The organism is Kaistia defluvii, assembly GCF_040548815.1.
In the GTDB taxonomy this organism is placed as follows: domain Bacteria; phylum Pseudomonadota; class Alphaproteobacteria; order Rhizobiales; family Kaistiaceae; genus Kaistia; species Kaistia defluvii_A.
The window spans coordinates 2,413,629-2,433,050 of record NZ_JBEPSM010000001.1 but is presented as its reverse complement, the minus strand read 5'-3'; the positions used below and the strand labels follow the sequence as shown (position 1 = coordinate 2,433,050).

At 65.1% G+C, this 19,422-nt stretch carries 17 protein-coding genes; 13 read left to right on the top strand and 4 right to left on the bottom strand.

The window, feature by feature from the left end; translation table 11 throughout:
* Positions 1–286: 286 nt before the first annotated feature.
* From ABIE08_RS11400 to ABIE08_RS11380, 5 genes are all read left to right on the top strand, one after another.
* Positions 287–721 carry a cysteine rich repeat-containing protein gene (locus tag ABIE08_RS11400; protein ID WP_354551037.1) on the top strand — a complete coding sequence of 145 codons (435 nt, stop codon included), beginning with the start codon at positions 287–289 and terminating at the stop codon, positions 719–721.
* 5 nt (positions 722–726) lie between these two features.
* Positions 727–1,335 (top strand): OmpA family protein, encoded by a 609-nt coding sequence (locus tag ABIE08_RS11395; RefSeq protein WP_354551036.1) that lies wholly within the window; start codon positions 727–729, stop codon positions 1,333–1,335.
* 170 nt (positions 1,336–1,505) lie between these two features.
* On the top strand, positions 1,506–1,844 hold the full coding sequence (locus tag ABIE08_RS11390) for a YciI family protein (RefSeq protein WP_354551035.1): 339 nt from the start codon (positions 1,506–1,508) through the stop codon (positions 1,842–1,844).
* Positions 1,845–1,941: 97 nt separating this feature from the next.
* Positions 1,942–2,298, top strand: coding sequence for a hypothetical protein (locus ABIE08_RS11385; RefSeq protein ID WP_354551033.1), 357 nt, complete (start codon positions 1,942–1,944; stop codon positions 2,296–2,298).
* A 277-nt stretch (positions 2,299–2,575) separates the two neighbouring features.
* Positions 2,576–4,306, top strand: coding sequence for an FAD-binding protein (locus tag ABIE08_RS11380; RefSeq protein WP_354551032.1), 1,731 nt, complete (start codon positions 2,576–2,578; stop codon positions 4,304–4,306).
* Positions 4,307–4,456: 150 nt separating this feature from the next.
* Here ABIE08_RS11380 and ABIE08_RS11375 read toward each other — a convergent pair whose 3' ends face one another.
* Genes ABIE08_RS11375 through ABIE08_RS11365 form a run of 3 tightly spaced genes read right to left on the bottom strand, consistent with a single transcriptional unit; the run spans position 4,457 to position 8,113 of the window.
* Positions 4,457–5,938 carry an aldehyde dehydrogenase family protein gene (locus ABIE08_RS11375; RefSeq protein WP_354551031.1) on the bottom strand — a complete coding sequence of 494 codons (1,482 nt, stop codon included), beginning with the start codon at positions 5,936–5,938 and terminating at the stop codon, positions 4,457–4,459.
* A gap of 54 nt (positions 5,939–5,992) precedes the next feature.
* Positions 5,993–7,621 (bottom strand): GMC family oxidoreductase, encoded by a 1,629-nt coding sequence (locus ABIE08_RS11370; protein ID WP_354551029.1) that lies wholly within the window; start codon positions 7,619–7,621, stop codon positions 5,993–5,995.
* Positions 7,622–7,681: 60 nt separating this feature from the next.
* Positions 7,682–8,113, bottom strand: a complete 432-nt coding sequence (locus tag ABIE08_RS11365) for a MaoC family dehydratase (protein ID WP_354551028.1) — start codon at positions 8,111–8,113, stop codon at positions 7,682–7,684.
* Positions 8,114–8,537: 424 nt separating this feature from the next.
* Between ABIE08_RS11365 and ABIE08_RS11360 the strand changes: the two genes are divergently transcribed.
* The 8 genes from ABIE08_RS11360 (at position 8,538) to ABIE08_RS11325 (ending at position 17,991) form a co-directional block, all read left to right on the top strand.
* Positions 8,538–9,764: a CaiB/BaiF CoA transferase family protein gene (locus ABIE08_RS11360; RefSeq protein WP_354551027.1), complete on the top strand. Its 1,227-nt coding sequence runs from the start codon at positions 8,538–8,540 to the stop codon at positions 9,762–9,764.
* A gap of 22 nt (positions 9,765–9,786) precedes the next feature.
* A complete protein-coding gene (locus ABIE08_RS11355; RefSeq protein ID WP_354551026.1) occupies positions 9,787–10,245 on the top strand; it encodes a MaoC family dehydratase in 459 nt (152 codons plus the stop codon).
* 73 nt (positions 10,246–10,318) lie between these two features.
* Positions 10,319–11,926 carry a choline dehydrogenase gene (locus ABIE08_RS11350; protein WP_354551024.1) on the top strand — a complete coding sequence of 536 codons (1,608 nt, stop codon included), beginning with the start codon at positions 10,319–10,321 and terminating at the stop codon, positions 11,924–11,926.
* An 89-nt stretch (positions 11,927–12,015) separates the two neighbouring features.
* Positions 12,016–12,996, top strand: a complete 981-nt coding sequence (locus tag ABIE08_RS11345; protein ID WP_354551023.1) for an ABC transporter substrate-binding protein — start codon at positions 12,016–12,018, stop codon at positions 12,994–12,996.
* Between the two features lie 113 nt (positions 12,997–13,109).
* Positions 13,110–14,639 (top strand): sugar ABC transporter ATP-binding protein, encoded by a 1,530-nt coding sequence (locus ABIE08_RS11340; RefSeq protein ID WP_354551022.1) that lies wholly within the window; start codon positions 13,110–13,112, stop codon positions 14,637–14,639.
* 71 nt (positions 14,640–14,710) lie between these two features.
* Positions 14,711–15,655, top strand: coding sequence for an ABC transporter permease (locus tag ABIE08_RS11335; RefSeq protein ID WP_354551669.1), 945 nt, complete (start codon positions 14,711–14,713; stop codon positions 15,653–15,655).
* Entirely contained in the window at positions 15,655–16,680 is a 1,026-nt protein-coding gene (locus ABIE08_RS11330) for an ABC transporter permease (RefSeq protein ID WP_354551020.1), read from the top strand. The genes ABIE08_RS11335 and ABIE08_RS11330 overlap by 1 nt, the downstream gene beginning before the upstream one ends.
* A 192-nt stretch (positions 16,681–16,872) precedes the next feature.
* A complete protein-coding gene (locus ABIE08_RS11325; RefSeq protein WP_354551019.1) occupies positions 16,873–17,991 on the top strand; it encodes a LacI family DNA-binding transcriptional regulator in 1,119 nt (372 codons plus the stop codon).
* A gap of 67 nt (positions 17,992–18,058) precedes the next feature.
* On the opposite strand, the gene ABIE08_RS11320 is transcribed toward ABIE08_RS11325, so the two are convergent.
* Positions 18,059–19,273 carry a CaiB/BaiF CoA transferase family protein gene (locus ABIE08_RS11320; RefSeq protein WP_354551018.1) on the bottom strand — a complete coding sequence of 405 codons (1,215 nt, stop codon included), beginning with the start codon at positions 19,271–19,273 and terminating at the stop codon, positions 18,059–18,061.
* Positions 19,274–19,422: the final 149 nt, after the last annotated feature.

Genomic DNA, 19,422 nt, shown 5'->3' with positions numbered 1-19,422 from the left:
ATGCAAATTTATCTCGGCCTTTGGCGAATCTGTGCGTAAATGACGTGCATGTCGTTGAGGAATTGCACGTCTTCCGACTTCGGAAGCGCGGCCTTTTCCTGACGACGGTTGGGGTCTTTCGGTCCGCCGAGGTTGTTGCAGGATGGCATGTGTGGGAGGGCAGATCCACGCGGCCCCTGCGGGCGGGGCATTCGCCGAAGATCCAGATGGGCGAATTGGAAATGTCGGCGGTCGCGTCGGGCGTTTACCCCGGGGCCGTAACGACGGTTAGCGGGGGAATGAAACAATGCGTATTTCAAGTCGAAGGCTGCTCGGGGCGGGGCTGGCAGCGGGGCTCCTGATGGGCCTGGCGGCATCCGTCTCGGCGCAGACGATCAGCTATTCGGAAGCCGGCGCCTTGCTCGCCAAGAGCTGCGGCAAGGACATCGAAAAATACTGTCCCAAGGTCAATCTCGGCGGCGGGGCGCTCAAGGACTGCCTGCAGGAGCGGGCGGCCCAGATCAATCCGCAATGCATCGCCGACTACAAGATCGTGGTGGCGTCGCTGAACGAGCGCCTTGCGGCGCAGGCTGCGGTGACCAAGGCGTGCCGGGGTGACGCGACGCAGTTCTGCCAGGGCACGGCGCCCGGCAACGCGCACTATCTCAACTGCCTGAACGCCGCCAAGAAGGTTGTCAGCAAGCGCTGCACCACCGCCATCACCAACGCTGGCTGGAATTGAGCGTCATGTCGAGATCGATCCGCAATACATCGCTTCTTTCGCTCGCTGTCGCCGGCATGCTTGCCGGCGGGCTCTCCTCCGCCGGCGCGCAGACGGCTCTGAGCGGCGACCAGATCGTCCAGACCATGGGGAGCGCGGCGCGGGCCGCCCCTCCCGGTCTCTCGGCCGCGCTCATCCGCCAGGCCGTGCAGCAGCACATGATCGACAATCCGGGCATGCCGATCACCTGGAAGCCCCTGGAACTGCTGGATAACCTCGCGCAGATCGACGTGCAGATCCAGTTCGCACTGAATTCGGCGATCATCCGGCCGGAATCCTATTCGACCATCGGCTCGATCGCGGATGCGCTGCATCACCCCATTCTGGGCGGATACAAGTTCGTCGTCACCGGCAACACCGACACGACCGGCAACCGCAAGGACAATCTGGCATTGAGCCAGGCCCGCGCCGACGCCGTGGTGGAAGCGCTGACGACGACCTTCAGCGTCGACCCCGCCCGCGTCGAGGCGGTCGGTCTCGGCGAGGAGGCGTTGGAAGACGTGAAGAATCCGAAGAACCCGATCAATCGCCGCGTCCAGCTGATCAATATCGGCAAGTATCTGCCCGGCAAGTAGGCCGCCGGATATCGGAGGTCGCGTCGCAGGGCGCGGCCTCTCTTTTTGCGCCGACGCGTCACGCCGGCGCAATATCTCCCGGGCGCCGTGTCGAATCCGGTGTGGGTGGTCCGTCGTTCTGGCGAGGGCAGGGCAGGACGCCCGGCCGAGGACCGTGACAGGAACCGCCGATGACACAATATCTGGTCGCCATTCACCACCCCGACGATTTCGACCCCGCCATGGAGTCGGAAGCCGCCATCCGGGACATTCAGGCTCTCAACGTCGAAATGAAGGCGGCCGGCGTCCGGCTGTTCGCGGGCGGGCTGCAATCAGCCGCCAGCGCGCGCTCGCTGCGGCCGCAGCCCAATGGCGAGGTCCACGTCACCGACGGGCCCTATATCGAGGCGAAGGAGCATGTCGGCGGTTTCTGGATCCTGGAAGTCGGCACTCCCGAGGAAGCGCTGGAATGGGGCCGGAAGGCCGCCATCGCCTGCCGCGTGCCGGTGGAAGTGCGAGCCTTTCACTGACGGCTTCGAAACATCCGCGGCATTGACGCCTTGTCACAAAGGACGTCAGGTTGGGCGGCTACGATAGTGCATGTCCAACCGCCTCGGAGTGCGAGAGATGCCGGTATCGAAGAGCGACCTCGAAGAGGTCCTGGTGAAAGGCGCGGCGGAGGGTTTGACCAGCAGCCAGCTGTTCGACCGGGTCCGCAGCCAATATCCGAAGGCGAAGACCGGGAAAATCGTTCGCGCCGCGTTTCACGCCCTGAGCGAACCGACGCTTAAGGATCGGGCCGTGCTTGACGTCATCTACGCTCTGGCGCTGCAGCATCGGCTCGATGAATCGCCGGATGACGGATCCGGCGAGGATGACGAGGCCGAGGTCGCGAAGGTTTCGCCGCCGAAGCGCGTGAAGTCCAAGGCGGCGACCCTGCCGCTGCCCGAGACCGCCAAGAAGCGTCGCAAGAAGGGCGCGTAGCGAAACCATCTTTAGGCATGCTGGCGGCCGAGCCCTTGGACTCGGCCGCGGCCGGAGCGTCTCGGGACCCAGCGTCGCCAAGGCGCAGAACATGCCGACGTTGGGTTGGCATGAAAGCGCTCTTTCGGCTGCATATCGCCCGCTATTCCTAGATTGCCTCAGGTCGCGTAGTCCGATACCCTTGCCAATGAAAGCGCTTTCATTGCGAAGTGAGGCGCTGGTCTTGCTGGGAGAAGCCGGCTGGCGATGGAAATCGGCTGGCCGCGAAAGGATCGGGATGCCAAGCGAACTCAGGGAAATCACGACGGACGTGCTCGTCATCGGCAGCGGCGGCGCCGCGTTGCGGGCAGCGCTCGAGGCACAGGAGGGCGGCGCCGAGGTCACCGTCGCCATCAAGGGCGAATTCCGGCGCAGCGGCGCGACCTTCCACTCCGTGGCCGAGGTCGGCGCGTTCAATGTGCCGGACGGCGCCGGCGACGCGGAAGACAGTCCCGAGGTGTTCCTGGACGACATCCTGACCGCCGGGCAAGGCATGTCGGATCCGCGCCTGTCGGCGATCCTCGCCGAGGAGGCGGAAGAGGCGCTGCGCTATCTGGAAGGCTACGGCGTTCCCTTCGAGCGCGTAGGCCCCGAGGCGGGCGAACCTTACCTGACGTTCAAGGCCTGCTTCTCGTCGAAGCCGCGCTCGCATGTGATCAAGGATCACTTCAAGCCGATCGTGAAGGCGCTGGGCAGCGAGGCGACGCGACGCGGCCTCTCGGCGCTCGACCGGCTGATGATCAAGGACCTGATCGTGCGCGACGGCGAGTGCCTGGGCGCGGTCGCCGTGGATGCCGAGGGGAAACTGGTCGTCATCCGCGCCAAGGCGACGATCCTGACCACCGGCGGCGCCAGCCAGCTCTTCCGCACCAACCTTTATCCGTCCGATATCACCGGCGACGGCTATGCCATGGCGCATCGCGCCGGCGCGCATCTGGTCAATATGGAGTTCATGCAGGCCGGCGTCTCGATCATCGATCCGTTCGTCAATCTGTTCGGCAACTATCTCTGGGATGCGCGCCCCAACCTGACCGATCGCGACGGCAAGCCGTTCATCACCGACTACCTGCCCGAGGGGCTGACCCTCGACGCGGTGATCCATGAGAAGCAGCGGCACTTCCCGTTCAGCTCCAGCGACATCTCCCGCTTCATCGAGATCTCGATCCAGAAGGCGATCAACGAAGGGCGCGGCACCGACAAGGGCGGATTGCGGCTCGATTTCATCCATGACGATCTCGACGCCATCCTGGGCGATCAAAGCCGCAGCGTCGCCAAGATGTGGCCGCTGACCTATAACTGGTACAAGGAGCGCGGCACGGACCTGCGCAAGGACAAGGTGGAGATCACCTGTTCGGCGCATGCGATCAATGGCGGCTTGCGGATTGACGAGGACGCCCAGTCCAACATCAAGGGCCTGTTCGCGGCCGGCGAAGTGGCGGCGGGGCCGCATGGCGCCGACCGGCTGGGGGGTAACATGTCGGTGACCTGCCAGGTGTTCGGCGGCCGGGCCGGAAGGGCTGCGGCGGCGCGGGCGCGCGAGATCGATCATCGTCCGCTGGCCGATCCGCTCGATGGGCATGCCGCCCTGCTCAAGGGCGCGAACGGCGCCTCGAAGCGCGAACTGCCCGAGCTGCGGGCCAGGCTGCAGAACGCTGCCAACCGTTATCTGCTGATCCTGCGTGACGAGGCGGGCCTCGAGGCCTTCGGGGCCGAATGTGCCGAGATCCGGGAGAGCCTGGAGACCGAGGCGCGGATCGATACGCCGGCCGAGACCGTGCAGGCGCTGGAACTCGAAAACCTGATCGCGGTCGGCGAACTGATGGCGCTGGCGGCGCTGGCCCGTCCCGAAAGCCGCGGCAGCCATTATCGCGAGGACTTCCCCGAGCGGGATCCGGCCTTCGAGCACAACATCCTGCTCGATCGCCATGCCAAGGGCGGCTTCTTCCGCGCCCGGCTTGGTGATCTCTGAACCGAATTTCGGGATCGCGCGTGACGCGTGCGAGCCTGTTCCGCCGGGCTTGGCCCTTAGAGGGCCAATGAAAACGGGCGCTGCGAGAGATCGCAGCGCCCGTCCTTCTTAGGCCAGACTTGATCGGAAGGAGAGCGTCGCGCTCCGCCTTCAGCTTTTGGCGGTGTAGTAGGGCTCGCGCTTGCCGAGATGGGCGAACACCGTCTTGATGTTGGTGAACTCGTCGAGGCCGGCCTGGCCCATTTCGCGGCCGAAGCCGGACGCCTTGTACCCGCCAAACGGCATCTGCGGCGAACCGTCGATGGTCGTGTTGATCCAGACCGAGCCGCTGCGCAGCTTCGGCGTGATCTGGTGCGCGGTGTCGAAATTCTTGGTCCAGAGCGAACTCGCCAGACCATAGATCGTGTCATTGGCCAGGCGCACGGCCTCGTCCTGATCCTTGAAGCGGATGATCGACAGCACCGGCCCGAAGATCTCCTCGCGGAAGATCGTCATGTCAGGCGTGACATGGTCGAAGATCGTCGGCTGGACGAACAGGCCGGCGTCCTGATTGGCGGCTTCGCCGCCCAGAAGCACGCTGGCGCCCTCGGCCTTGCCCTTGCTCAGATAGGAGCAAACCTTGTCGAAATGCTTGTCGCTGATCATCGCGCCGACATCGGAATCATCGGCATGGATGTCTCCGAGCTTGAGCGACTTGGCGCGGGCCACGAGACGGGCGACGAAATCGTCGGCGATCGTCTCGTCGACCAGAAGCCGCGTGGCCGAGCAGCAGCATTCGCCCTGGTTATAGAAGATGCCGTAGAGCGAGCCGTCGATGGCGTCCTCGAGATCGGCGTCGGCGAAGACGATGTTGGCCGATTTGCCGCCGAGTTCGAGCGAGACGCGCTTCAGCGTCTCGGCCGAATTGGCGAGGATGCGGCGGCCGATCGCGGTCGAGCCGGTGAAAGAGACGAAATCGACGTCCGGGCTCTTCACCAGGGCTTCGCCGACCGGGTCGCCATAACCGGTCACGACCGACAGCACGCCTTCGGGAATGCCGGCCAGCGTGCCGAGGCGCGCCAGTTCCAGCGCGGTGCCGGAGGTGAATTCGGAAGGCTTGACCACGACGGTGCAGCCGGCGGCCAGCGCGAACGGCACCTTCTGGGCGAAGATCAGCGCCGGGAAATTCCACGGGATGATCATGCCGACGACGCCCACCGGCTCGCGGTGGATCCAGCCGGCCTTTTGCGGGCCGAGATTGGAGTAGGTCTCGCCGTGGACCTGCATGGCGAGGCCGGCGGCGAAGTGGGTCAGCGAGACGACATTGCCGAGATCGCCGCGCGCCTGGCGGATCGGCTTGCCGGCCTCGTCGACCTCGATGCGGGCGAGGCGCTCGACATTCTCCTCGATCAGATCGGCCCAGCGGCGCAGCACGGCGGCCCGCTCCATGCCGGTCTTGTTCGGCCACGGGCCGTTGTCGAAGGCGTCGCGGGCCTGGGCGATCGCCGCGGCGGCGTCCTCGGCCGTGCCCTGTCGAAAGCGGGCGACCAGACGGCCGGAGCCCGGCGAAACGCGCTCGATCATCGGGCCCACGCCGGTGCCTTCACCGGCCAGATGGTGGGCGTAATCGCGTGTCGTGAAAATGTGGTTCATGGCGTCATTCCTTCGATGCAGGCGGTTCATACAGTGTTGGAAGCGGATTCTGGTTCAGCCAGCCCGCTGGAGCGATGCGGCGTTGCCGAGACCGACGCGATTGCCGCGAATGAAGTCCGAGGCGCGCTCGCCGATCATGATGCTGGGGGCGTTGGTGTTGCCCGAGACCAGGCGCGGCATGATCGAAGCGTCCGCGACCCGAAGGCCGTCCACGCCGCGCACCCGCAACTCGGTGTCGACCACGGCCATCTCGTCCTGGCCCATCTTGCAGGTGCCGACCGGGTGATAGCCGGACCGCGCACGCTCACGGATATAGGCCTCGTATTCGGCCCGGCTGCGGCACTTCGGACCCGGCATGAATTCGTCGGTGGCGAAGCGGGACATGGCGGGCTGCGCCATGATCTCCTGGCCGACCTTGACGCAATCGATCGTGCGCTCGACGTCGTAGGGATCGCCGAGGAAATTCGGGTCGATCGAGGGCGCGACACGCGGATCGCTGCTGCGCAGCGTCACGGCGCCACGTGCGCGCGGATGCATGAAGTAGCCGTTCAGCGTGCAGCCGTTGCCGGTGATGGTGGCGTCGGTGTCGTTGACTTCCTCGACGCCGGTGCCGGGCAGGAAATGGTACTGCAGATCCGGCGCGTCCAGGCTCGGATCGCTCTTGCAGAAGGCGCCGCCCTCGACGATCGTCCCGGCGATCGGACCATTGCGGAACAGCGCATACTGGATCGCCGGCATGATCTTCCGGGTCGCCTTCTTGTAGACGTCGTAGCTGTCGACGTTCTTGACGTTGTACATCATGAACACGTCGAGATGGTCGTGCAGGTTCTCGCCGACGCCGGGCAGATCGACCAGCGTGCGGATGCCGTGGCTCTTCAGATGCGCCGAGGGGCCGACGCCCGAGAGCATCAGCAGCTTGGGCGAGCCGATCGCGCCGGCCGAAACGATCACCTCGCGCGAGGCGCGCTCGATCACCGTGCCGTTGCCCTTGATCAGCTCGACACCGACGGCGCGGTTGTTCTCGATGACAACGCGCTTCGCCAGCACGCCTGTGCGGACCGTCAGGTTGGGACGGTTGCTGGCCGAGCGCAGATAGGCCACGGCGGCGCTGCAGCGGCGGCCGTCGCGGTTGGTGGTCTGGTAGAGACCGGTGCCGGGCTGGGTCGCGCCGTTGAAGTCGGCATTATAGGGCATGCCGTATTCCTGGCAGGCCTGGACAAACGCCTTGCTGAGCTTGTGCGGATGGCGCTGGTCGACGACGCTGAGCGGGCCGTCAATGCCGTGAAAGGGTGCTGAATATTTCTCGTTGCTCTCGGCGCGCCGGAAATAGGGCAGCACGTCGCGATAGGCCCAGCCGGGGCAGCCCATCTCTTCCCAGTTGTCATAGTCCTCGGCATTGCCGCGAATATAGACCTGGGCGTTGATCGATGAGCCGCCGCCCAGAACGCGGGCCTGCGGATAGAGCGGGGTGATGCCGCCCTGGTGCTGCTGCGGCGCCAGTTCGTAGCGCCAGGTCAGCGGTCCCTTTGTCGTCTTGTAGAAGCCGACCGGCATATGGATGTACGGGTTCCAGTCGCGCGGGCCCGCCTCCAGCAGCAGCACCTTGGCGTCGGGATCTTCCGACAGTCGGGTTGCGAGCGCGGAGCCAGCGGATCCGCCTCCCACGACGATGAAATCATACATGGCTGTCCTCCCATATTTTCTCTGATTTGCCCGGTACGGCATTGGCGCCCGGGCAGCTGGTCAGCTCACCCATTTCAGGATGTGTTCGCCGATGCAGACGGTCTCGTCGTTCTGGTTGGTGACGGAGATTTCGGAACGGGCACGGCGGCGCTCGGTGTCGATTTCGCGGACGGCATAGCGCAGCCGCACGGTGTCGCCGATAAAAACGGGCTTCAGGAAGCGGATCCGGTCGTAGCCGAGCGAAACCGGGGTCTCGGTGGCGCGGACATCCGGCACCCGCTCGACGATCATCGTGGAACAGGTCGACATGAAGGCGATGATCAGCGCGCCGTGGGCGATGCGGCCTTCATAGGCCGAGGCCGACATGGCGGCTTCGTCGACATGGTTGGGCGAATGGTCGCCGCTGACCTCCGCGAAGGCGTTGACGACAGCTTCGCTGACTTCGCGCTCCAGCGTCACCGAGTCACCCACATTCAGATAGAAATCCGTCACGCTTGGTATCCTCCGGGCACTGCATTGCCGGTCCGCACAAGGGACAGTCCGGGCTAGTCGGTAATCCCCGTGCGGCCGGAACAGCGAGCCGCTTCAAGGGGATGGATCGCCGCGATGCCGGCAGCGCCGCCGCGCATGGCAAGAAAGTCGCTCCTGTTTCATTCTCCTGAAAGTGGGAATGAAAGCGCTTACATTTTTGAATGCTATAGCCTTTTGAAGCGCCGTGCAATGGGTGTCTTTGGGCGGCATCAGTTCGCGGTCAGCCTTGCCGATCGCCAAAAATATAAGGCAATACGTGGAGAATTTGGCGAGTATCGTCCGGTTCACACCGAACAGGGCGCTCGCACGGCCCCATTGCCAAGCCCTGAAACATGCGATAAGCCCAAATGAAATCGCTTTCAGAACTCGTTTCATTGGAGGGGCCGTGCGCCATCTCGAAGGTATCCGGATCGTTAGTTTCAACCATTTCCTGATGGGGCCGGTCGGAATCCAGTTCCTGGCGGATCTCGGGGCTGACGTCATTGCGATCGAGCCCGTGGAGGGCGCGTTCCAGCGCAAATGGGGCGGCGCCAACCGCTTCCTGGACGGCCAGACCATGCTCCAGCTGACCGGCAACCGGAACAAGCGCAGCCTGGCGCTGGACCTGAAGAGCCCGGAAGGGCTGGCGGTGGCCAAGAAGCTCGTCGAGAGCGCCGATGTCGTGGCGGAGAACTACCGCCCCGGCGTCATGGCCAAGCTCGGCCTCGGCTTCGAGGATATCCGCAAGGTCAATCCGGGCATCATCTATGCGGCCGCGTCCGGCTTTGGACCGGATGGCCCTTATGCCAAGCGCCCCGGCCAGGATCTGATCGTCCAGGCAATGTCGGGTCTCGCCGCGATCACGGGAACGCAGGACGATGGACCGCGCGCCGTCGGCGTTTCGGTGGTGGATCACCATGGCGCGGCGCTGTTCGCCGCCGGCATTCTGGCGGCCCTGCTGCGGCGCGAGCGTTCCGGGGAGGGCGGCCGCGTCGATGTCAGCCTGCTCAGCGCCGCGCTCGATCTACAGATGGAATCGCTGGTCTGCTTCCTCAATGGGGCGCGCGACGACGATGTGCGCCAGACCGGCCGTCTCTCGGGCTGGTACTACGGCGCCCCCTACGGGATCTATTCCACCCAAGACAGCTTCATCGCGATTTCGCTCGGGACCCTCGAGGCGATTTCCGAGGCGATCGAGATTCCCGAGGCGGAGCGCATCCCCAACAGCCAGGCCTATGAGCGGCGGCAGGAAGCGGCGGCCGGCATCGCCAGGGCGCTGAAGAAGCGCAGCACGGCGGAATGGAGCGTCATCCTGGCCGAACGCGGGATCTGGCACTCCCAAGTCAACGACTACACCCATCTCGCCGAGGACCCGCAGGTGGTCCACAACGGCAATTTCGTCACCGTCCCGGGGGCGACCGGCTCGCCGATCACCCTGGTGACCCATCCGGTCCGCTATGACGGGGAAGCGCCTGGTGTCCGGCTGCCGCCCCAGAAGCTGGGCGCCCAGACTGCCGAGATCCTGGCCGAGCTCGGCTATGACGAGGCGGGCGTCAAGGCACTTTTCCAAGGCGGCGTGGTGGGCGGCGAACAGGCTCACGAAACCGCCCCGTCGCTCGTCGCGGCGCAATGATCCCAAAGGATAGGCCATCACCATGAAGTCCATGCATGCAGAGATCGGCGACGCCGTCCGTTTCTCCAAGACCGTCGGCGAGGCCGATGTCTATCTCTATGCCGGCATCACCGGCGATTTCTCCGGCAACCACGTCAATGACGAGTTCATGAAGAAGTCGATCTATGGGCAGCGCATCGCCCATGGCGCGCTGACGATCGGCTTCATGTCGACTGCCTCGACGCTGATGATCGAGCGCAGCCTGTCGCAGGGGATCGACTCCACCCCGGTGTCGCTCGGCTATGACCGCGTGCGCTTCCTGGCCCCGGTGTTCTTCGGCGACACGGTCAATGTCACCTACACCATCAAGGAAGTCGACGAGGAGCGCCGGCGGACGCGCTCCCAGGTCGAGGTGCACAACCAGAAGGGCGTGCTGGTCGCGGTCGGCGAGCATCTCCTGAAGTGGGTCAAGAACGAAGTGGCCGAGACCGAGGCCGCCTAGCCTCGTTCACCAGTTCCAAGACGCGGCACCCCTGGTTTGCAGCGGCGGTCGCGGAGGCGTGAGGGAAGAGACAATGACCGACTATGTGATCGTCGGCGCCGGTTCGGCGGGCTGTGTCCTGGCCAACCGTTTGAGCGCAGACCCCGCCATCAATGTCGTTCTGCTCGAGGCCGGCGGGCCCGATCGCAGTCCGTTCATCCATATGCCGGCCGGCTACCGGCAGCTGATGCTGTCGGGCGCCGTCGACTGGGGTTACCAGACTGTGCCGCAGAAGCACTGCAATGGCCGCACGTTCCAATGGCCGCGCGGCAAGGTGCTGGGCGGAAGCAGTTCGGTCAATGGCATGGTTTATATCCGCGGCCACGCGTCCGACTATGACGGCTGGGCGCAGATGGGCAATCGCGGCTGGTCCTATTCGGACGTGCTGCCCTATTTCAAACGCGCCGAAAACTGGGAACTGGGCGAGGACGAGTTTCATGGCAGCGGCGGGCCGCTTCATACCTCCCGGGTGCAGGAGTTTCATCCGCTGGCACGCGCCTGGTTGGAGGCGGGCGTCCAGGCCGGCTATCCGCGCAATCCCGACGTGAACGCCTCGAGCCAGGAAGGCTTCGGCCCGCTCGACAGCACCATCACCAAGGGGCGACGCGCCAGCACGGCCTATTGCTATCTGCGGCCGGCGCTGACGCGGCCGAACCTGCGCGTCATCACCCATGCGCTGGCCTCGCGGGTCCTGATCGAGGGCGGACGCGCCGTCGGCGTCGAATATGTGCGCAAGGGCCGGACGGAGGTCATCCGCGCCGATGCCGAGGTGATCCTCGCCGGCGGCGCCATCAACTCGCCGCAGCTTCTGCAGCTTTCCGGTGTCGGCGACGGCGACCATCTGCGTTCGGTCGGCATCCGCGCCGTGCATGACCTGCCAGGCGTGGGGCAGAATCTGTCCGACCACGTGGCCACCGAAATCCAGCAGGAATGCACCCAGCCCATCTCGCTGCTGAAGGAGTTGAAGCCGGTCAACATCGCCAAGTCCCTGGTGCGCTACGCGCTGACGCGGGACGGCCCGATCGCGCATCCGGGCATCCAGGCGGTCGGCTTCGTGAAGTCACGGCCCGATCTGGTTGCGCCGGATATCCAGTACCACTTCATCATGATCATGTATGGCGAGCATGGCCGCACTTTGCACAAGTCGCATGGCTATCAGCCGCTGATCAATGTGCAGCGACCGGAGAGCGTGGGCACCGTCCTGATCCGGTCGAACGACCCCACCCGGCATCCTGAAATCGATCCAAATTATTTGGCAGCTGAAGAAGATGTGCGTGTTCTCCGGGAAGGCGTGAAAATCTGTCGTGACGTGTTGGCGCAAAAGGCGTTTGATCCGTATCGTGGAATTGAAGTTTCACCCGGACCCGATGTAAAGACGGATGCTCAGATCGACGAGTACGTCCGTCGATCCGCCCATACGCAGTATCATCCGGTCGGCACCTGCAAGATGGGCGCCGATCCGATGGCGGCCGTGGATGCGGCGCTGCGGGTGCGGGGGCTGGGTGGGCTTCGCGTGATCGATGCGTCGATCATGCCGAAGATGGTGAGTGCGAATACGAACGCCGCGACGATCATGATCGCCGAAAAAGGGGCAGACATGATACTCGGCGGACGTGAGGCCTACGCCGCTGGCGTGGCCTGACTAGGGGAGGGGGCTTTTGGCAGAAAGCCCCGGATTGACAAGCGCGGATTTCGGACCCCGCTCAACATGGTCCGAGGGAGGAAGTTAATATGATCAATCGTCGTTCGTTGCTGCAGATCGCCGCCGGTGGCGCCGCTCTGGGTGCCTTTGGCCTGCGCCCGGCCTATGCCAACATGCCGAAGCTGAAGGAAAAGGACACCTACAAGATCGGCTTCGCCCAGACCGAGAGCAACAATCCCTGGCGCCTGCAGCAGACCAAGAGCATGCAGGACGAAGCCAAGAAGCGCGGCTGGCAGCTGGTCTATACCGACGCCGCCGGCTCGGCCGCCAAGCAGGTTGCTGACGTTCGCTCCATGATCGCCCAGAAGGTCGACGTCATCCTGCTCGCCCCGCGCGAAGAGCGCCCGCTGATCCCCGCTGTCATGGAAGCCAAGAAGGCCGGTATCCCGCTCTTCCTGATCGACCGTGGCGTGGATCCGAGCCTCGCCAAGGGCGGCGAAGACTACGTTGCCTTCATCGGCTCCGACTTCGTCGAGGAGGGCCGTCTGGCCGCCGAGGCGCTGGTCAAGGCCGTGGACGGCAAGGCCAAGATCATCGAGCTGGTCGGCACCGTCGGCTCCTCGCCGGCCAATGACCGCGCCAAGGGCTTCGCCGATTACATCAAGGACCATCCGGGCATGCAGGTCATCGCATCCCAGTCCGGCGATTTCGCCCGCGATAAGGGCCGCCAGGTGTTCGAGACGCTCTATCAGGCGCATCCCGAGGCAACGGCGCTCTATTCGCACAATGACGAGATGACGATGGGCGCCATCGCTGCGATGGAAGCTGCCGGCAAGGTTCCGGGCAAGGACCTGATCATCGCTTCGATCGACGGCACCAAGGATGCCGCCCAGGCGCTTCAGGACGGCAAGGTGGTCGTGGTGGTTGAGTGCAACCCGAACTTCGGTCCGGCTGCCTTCGACGCCGTGGTCAAGTATGGCAAGGGCGAGGCCGTCGCGCCGCGCCTGGTCAACAAGGACCGCGTTTTCACCAAGGAAAACATCGCGGCCTACCTGCCCGAGGCTTACTAAGCCTTGCCAGCGGGCGCCCTCGGGCGCCCGCTCTGCTTCAGCTTCGATCATTCCTCGCGACAGCCGTAGCCGGATCGGTTTCGGCTGTCGTCAGCTTCGAGACAGAGTCGCCCATGGCTACCGCAGAACCTTTTCTGTCGATGCAAGGCATCAACAAGTCCTTCGGCAACATTCCTGCCCTGATCGACGCTTCGCTGGAAGTGCGCGAAGGCGAGGTCATGGCCCTGATCGGCCAGAATGGTGCCGGCAAGTCCACGATGATCAAGGTCCTGAACGGCTTCAGCCGCAAGGACGCGGGCACCATCACGGTCAACGGCGCGCCCTGGGCCGCGACGTCGCCTGAAATGGCGCAGCGCGGCGGCATCTCGACGATCTTCCAGGAAATCAATCTCATTCCCTTCCGCTCCGTGACCGAGAACATCTATCTCGGACGCGAGATCAAGACGCGGCTGGGCCTGCTCGACCTTCGCGCGATGCAGGCGGGCGCCCGGAAGCTGCTGGCCGAGTTCGACATCGATGTCGACGTCCGCCGGCCGCTGGGCGAATTCTCCACCGCGATCCAGCAGATGGTCGCCATCGCCCGCGCCGTTTCGTTCGATGCGCGCCTGGTCATCATGGACGAACCGACTTCCTCGCTCGACGAGACCGAGGTCGGCGTCCTGTTCGAAACCATTCGCCGGCTCAAGGCCAAGCGCGTCGCGGTCGTCTTCGTCAGCCACAAGCTCGATGAGCTCTATGCCGTCTGCGACCGCGTCACCGTCATGCGCGATGGGCGCACCGTCGCCGTCTCGACCATGGCCGACATGAGCAAGCTGCAGCTTGTCGCCACGATGCTCGGTCGCGACCTAGCCGAGGTTCGCCGCGCCGGCGCGACCGCCTTCACCGAGGGAACGCGCGCAATAGGCGAGGAACTGCTTGCCGTGCAGGATCTGGCCGTCGGCCGCCGCGTGAGCGACGCGAGCCTATCCGTCCGTCGTGGCGAGATCGTCGGCCTGGCCGGTTTGCTCGGCGCCGGCCGCACCGAGACGGCACGCGCCATCTTTGGCGCCGATCCGCACGAGAAGGGCAGCATCCGCCTGCAGGGCAAGGAGACCGAATTCACCGCGCCCGCCGACGCCATCAAGGCCGGCATCGGCTTCTGCTCCGAGGATCGCAAGCATGAGGGCATCATCCCCGGCATGTCGGTTCGCGAGAACCTGACGCTGGCGCTCCTGCCCGCTCTGTCGCGCGCCGGCATCGTCGACGAGACGCGGCAGCGCGAGATCGTGCTGCGCTTCATCAAGGAGATCGGCATCAAGTGCTCGAGCCCCGAGCAGAAGATCCGCGAACTCTCCGGCGGCAACCAGCAGAAGGTCCTGCTGGCGCGCTGGCTCTGCATGAACCCGAAATTGCTGATCCTGGACGAACCGACGCGCGGCATCGATGTCGGCGCCAAGGCCGAGATCCAGCGGCTGATCCGCAAGCTCGCGGATGATGGACTTGGCGTGCTGATGATCTCGTCGGAAATCGAAGAAATCGTGGAAGGCTCGGATCGCGTCTTCGTGCTGCGGGACGGCAAGATGACCGCAGAATTTGACGGCGAGGCCATTACCGAGCCCGCCGTGATGGGGGCCATGGCCCACGCGCATGGAGAAGTCGCATGAGTTCCACGATTCAGAATGCGCCTTCGCCGGTGCCGGGTGTCAGCTCGCGCCCGCGGGGCGGCATCGCGTCCATGCTGTCGCGACGCCATGTCGGCACGCTCGCCGCACTGGTCGCGCTGCTCATCTTCAACTTCATCTTCACGCCCCACTTCGCCACCATGCAGACGCTGTCGGTGAATCTCACCCAGGTCTGCGTGATCGTCATTGTCGGCGTCGGCATGACCATGGTCATCGCCACCGGTGGCATCGACCTCTCGGTCGGCTCGATCATGGCGATCGCTGGCGCCTTCGCGCCGCAGGTCTTCCAGGGCATGCTGTTCCCGGTGCCCAATCTCTATGTCGGCATTGCGCTCGCCATCGTTCTGTCGATCACGATCGCCGGCTTCTTTGGCCTGTTCAACGGCTGGCTGGTGTCGAGTTTCCGCGTACAGCCGATCATCGCGACGCTGATCCTCTACATCGCCGGTCGCGGCATCGCCCAGGTATGGACCAATGGCGACCTGCAAGTCTTCAAGGTGCCGGAATTCCAGCAGATCGCGATCGGCCGCGTCTTTGGCGTGCCGTTCCAGGTCTGGATCATGCTGGCGCTGGTGCTGGCCGCAGCATGGGCGCTGCAACGTACGGTGTTCGGCCGGCAGGTGCTTGCGGTCGGCGGCAATGAGCAGGCAGCCCGCCTCGCCGGCATTCCGGTGCGTCGCGTCAAGCGCAGGGTCTATGTCATCTCGGGCGTCTGCAGCGGCATCGCCGGCCTGATCGTCATCGCGATGAACTCGGCCGCCGACGCCAACCTCATCGGCATGGGCATCGAGCTCGACGTGATCGCGGCGGTCGCGGTCGGCGGCACCCTGCTCAGCGGCGGCCGGGCGACCATCATCGGCACGCTGCTTGGCGCGCTGATCATCCAGCTTGTTCGCTACACCCTACTCGCCAATGGCGTTCCCGACGCGGCGGCCCTCGTGGTCAAGGCCGGACTGATCGTGCTCGCCGTCTGGCTCCAAAGGCAGGATCGCGCGTAATGCCTCGTCTTCACGCCTCCGCCGGCTTCGGCGCCCTTCTCGCACTCCTGCTGATCATCGGCTTCGGCGCCTGGCGCTATGATGGCTTCATCAGCGAGTACAACATCCTCACGGTGCTGCGTTACAACTCGATGTTCGCGCTGGTCGGGCTCGGCATGTGCTTCGTCATCATGACGGGCGGCATCGACCTGTCGGTCGGGTCCGTCGCGGCCCTTTCGAGCGTGGTCGCGGCCTATCTCAGCCCCTATGGCCTGATCCCCGGTCTGCTCGGCGGACTGGCGGCGGGTCTTGCCGCCGGCATCATCAACGGCTTCATCATCTCCAAGATGAAGATCTTGCCGTTCATCGCCACGCTGGCGACGATGCTCGCCGCCTCCGGCGTCGCCCTGCTGATTTCCAACCAGCAATCGGTTCCCGCCTCCTACGACACCAATTTCATGGCGCTCGGCCAGGGTGACTTCGCCCTCTATGCGCCCGAATGGGTCAATGGCGAGGATGCCGGCTTCCTCGGCGCGGTCATCCGCATCTTCCTGGGCTTTCCGATCCCGGCTTGGATCGCGGTCTTCGCCTATCTGCTGGGTTCGCTGATCCTGAACCGCACCGCCTTCGGCCGCCATGTGCTGGCGGTTGGCGGCGGCGAGGAAGCCTCGCGCCTGATGGGCCTGCCTACCGACCGCACGATCTTCCTGGTCTACGTCATGTCCGGCTTCCTGGCGGGCATGGCGGGCGTCATCCTTGCGGCCCAGTTCGGCGCCGGCCAGCCGATCGAAGGCGTGGGCTGGGAATTGTTCGCGATCGCCTCGGTGGTGGTGGGCGGCACGCTGCTCACCGGCGGCAAGGGCTCCGTCGGCGCGACCCTGGTCGGAACGCTGTTGCTCGGCATCCTGTTCACCGTGCTCAACTTCGAGAACGGCATGGGCTGGATCAGCCTCAGCGCCTATTGGCAGTCGGTCCTGCGCGGCGCCTTCCTGTTCGTGGTGGTGATCCTGCAGAGCCGGCTCACCCGCTCCGCCGCGACCGCCTGAACGAGGTTGCGGCCCGTCCCCGGATCTTCCGGCGTCGGGCCGCAACGCCCGGCTCCACACGGGGTTCGATAGGGCCGGTTCCCTCCCGAGAGGGGACCGTGCCGGATCCCGGGCGAGGCGGCGCACCCACCCCGTTCCGCCGAACTCGGCGCGTCGCTTGCGACGTCCGGGCTTCTGCTTCAGAGTTCCGGCATGGATAGACCCGACAAGAAAGCTGCGTCACCCTCCAAGAAGCAGGCGGAACCGCCGGCCCCCGGGGCGGTGCGCGCCAAGCTCGAGGACGTGGCCAGCCTGGCGAAGGTATCGCTCGCCACCGCCTCCCGCGCGATCAACCAGCCGGACATCGTACGGCCGGCGATTCGCGAGCGGGTGTTGCGCGCCGTCGAGATGCTGGCCTATTCGCCGGATCGCATGGCCAAGGCGTTGAGCTCAGGCCGCAGCCATACGGTCGGCGCCGTGGTGCCGACGCTGGGCAACGCTATATTCGCTGATGGCGTCGAGGCGCTGGAAGTCGGGCTGGGCGCGCGCGGCTACACGCTGATCCTCGCCCATTCGCAATATGATCCGGCGCGCGAATTCCGGCAGATCCGCTCCATGCTGGAATATGGCGTCGACGGGCTGGTTCTCGTCGGCGATTCCTTCGCCCCCGACGCCCTGCCGCTGATCCGCCATCACCGGCGGCCGCTGGTAACCACCTATGTGTGCACGTCGCGCCAGGGCATTCCGGCGATCGGCATCCAGAACCGGCGAGCCACCTATGGCATGACGCGCTATCTGCTGGAGCTCGGCCACCGCGAATTCGCTGTCATCGCCAATACCGGCATGCCGAACGACCGGTCGCAGGCGCGCCTCGACGGCATCCTCGAGGCGATTGCGGAGGAGGGCATTCGCCTGCCGCCGGACCGGATCTTCGAAGCCGCGCAGCCCACCATTGTCGCGGGTCGCGAGGCTTTCCGCCAGCTTCGCGCCGCCCATCCCGGCGTTACCGCCTTCCTCTGCACCACCGACGCCATGGCGGTCGGCGCCCTGGCCGAGGCACGTCGCGAGGGCATTCGCGTTCCCGAGGATATTTCGATTACCGGCTTCGACGATGTCGAGATCGCCGGCGAGACCGATCCGCCGCTGACGACAGTGCGCGTTCCCGCGGCCGAGATCGGCACGCTGGCGGCCGACCACCTGATCAGCCTCATCGAAGGTGACCCGATCCCGATGAGCACGCAACTGGAAGCGGCTTTGGTCGTTCGCGGCTCGACCGGTCCCGTCGCGGCGCCGGTTCTGCGCAAGCGCCGCTCCCGCGCCGCCGTCGCCTGAGGTTGACGCTCGTCTCTGGACTTACGCTCTCCGCGCCAGGCGGCAAGTCGTCGCGCAGCGGTCCTTCCTAGACCGCTTCGGCGAGAGCCTGCGGTTGCCTAGACGCCGCCACGGCGCGGGCAGCGACGAGGCGGTCTATCTCAGCCTCGTCATAGCCCAGTTCCCCCATGATCTCGTGCGTGTGCTCGCCGATCTCCAGCGCCAGCACGCGCAGTTCCGGCACGGCGCCATCATAGCGATTAGGGTGGTTGACCAGATGGACCGTCCGGCCGCGCACCGTCACTTCGCGGAAGACTTCGGCATGCTGGATCTGCGGATCGCTGAGAAGATCGTCGTAGAAGTGGATCGGCGCCCACCAGATGGCATGGGAATCGAGCCGCTCGCCCAGTTCGTCGCGCGAGAAAGGCGCCGTCGCGGCGCAAAGCCGCCGGGCATATTCGTCGCGTTCGCGATAGCGGTCGACGCCGGCGATCTGGCGCAGGGCATCGCAATCCAGCGCCTCGGCCAGCACGCCGGCGTCGCAGAGCGAGATCACGACATGGCCGTCCGTGGTCGGGTAGACGCCATAGGGCGCGGCGTGGAACCAGGTGGCGAGGTTTGATTCCCGCTGGAGAATGTCGCGGGTCATGCCGCCGGCAAAGAAATTGACCAGCGCCTCGCCCTGCAGGTCGAGGCCGGCATTCAGCAGGCTCGCCTCGACGCGGGTGCCGACGCCCTCGCGCAGGCGGCGGACGAGCGCACCCAGGATGCCGATCGCCAGCAGCGCGCCGCCATGCTGGTCGACGATGGCGGCGCCGACCGGTGTGGGCCCGCCATTGGGCGTTCCGGTGACGCTGATCAGCCCCGACCGGGCCTGCACCAATATGTCCTGGCCCGGCTTCTGCGCCATCGGCCCCGTCGAGCCGAAGCCGGAGGCCGAGGCAAAGATCAGCTTGGGATTGATCGCCCGCAGTTCCGCCTCGCTGAAGCCGAGCTTGCTGAACACGCCGGGACGAAAATTCTCCATCACCACGTCGGCGCCAGCGATCAGGCGGCGCGCGACCTCGCGGCCCGCCTCGCTCTTCAGATCGATGCCGATCGAGCGCTTGTTGCGATTGGCGCAGAGATAGAACCCGCTAATGCCCTCGACAAAGACATCGGCTCCCGACCAGCGCCGTTCATGCGCGCCGTCGATTGGCTCGACCTTGATCACGTCGGCGCCCATGTCGGCCAGATATTGCGCGCCCGCCGGGCCCTGCAGGAAATGGCAGAAGCTGACGATGCGGATTCCGTTGAGCAGCATTGGGGAGCATTCTCTGAGCCAGGGACAGTGTCTCTGAAAACGCTTTCATTATTTATCGACCGCGGTCAATCGAGAAGTGCCTTGCTTGCTATGTTTCGAGGTTCGAGAAGACAATCTGTCGGAAGATAGGGCCAGGGCTATCCCCCTCC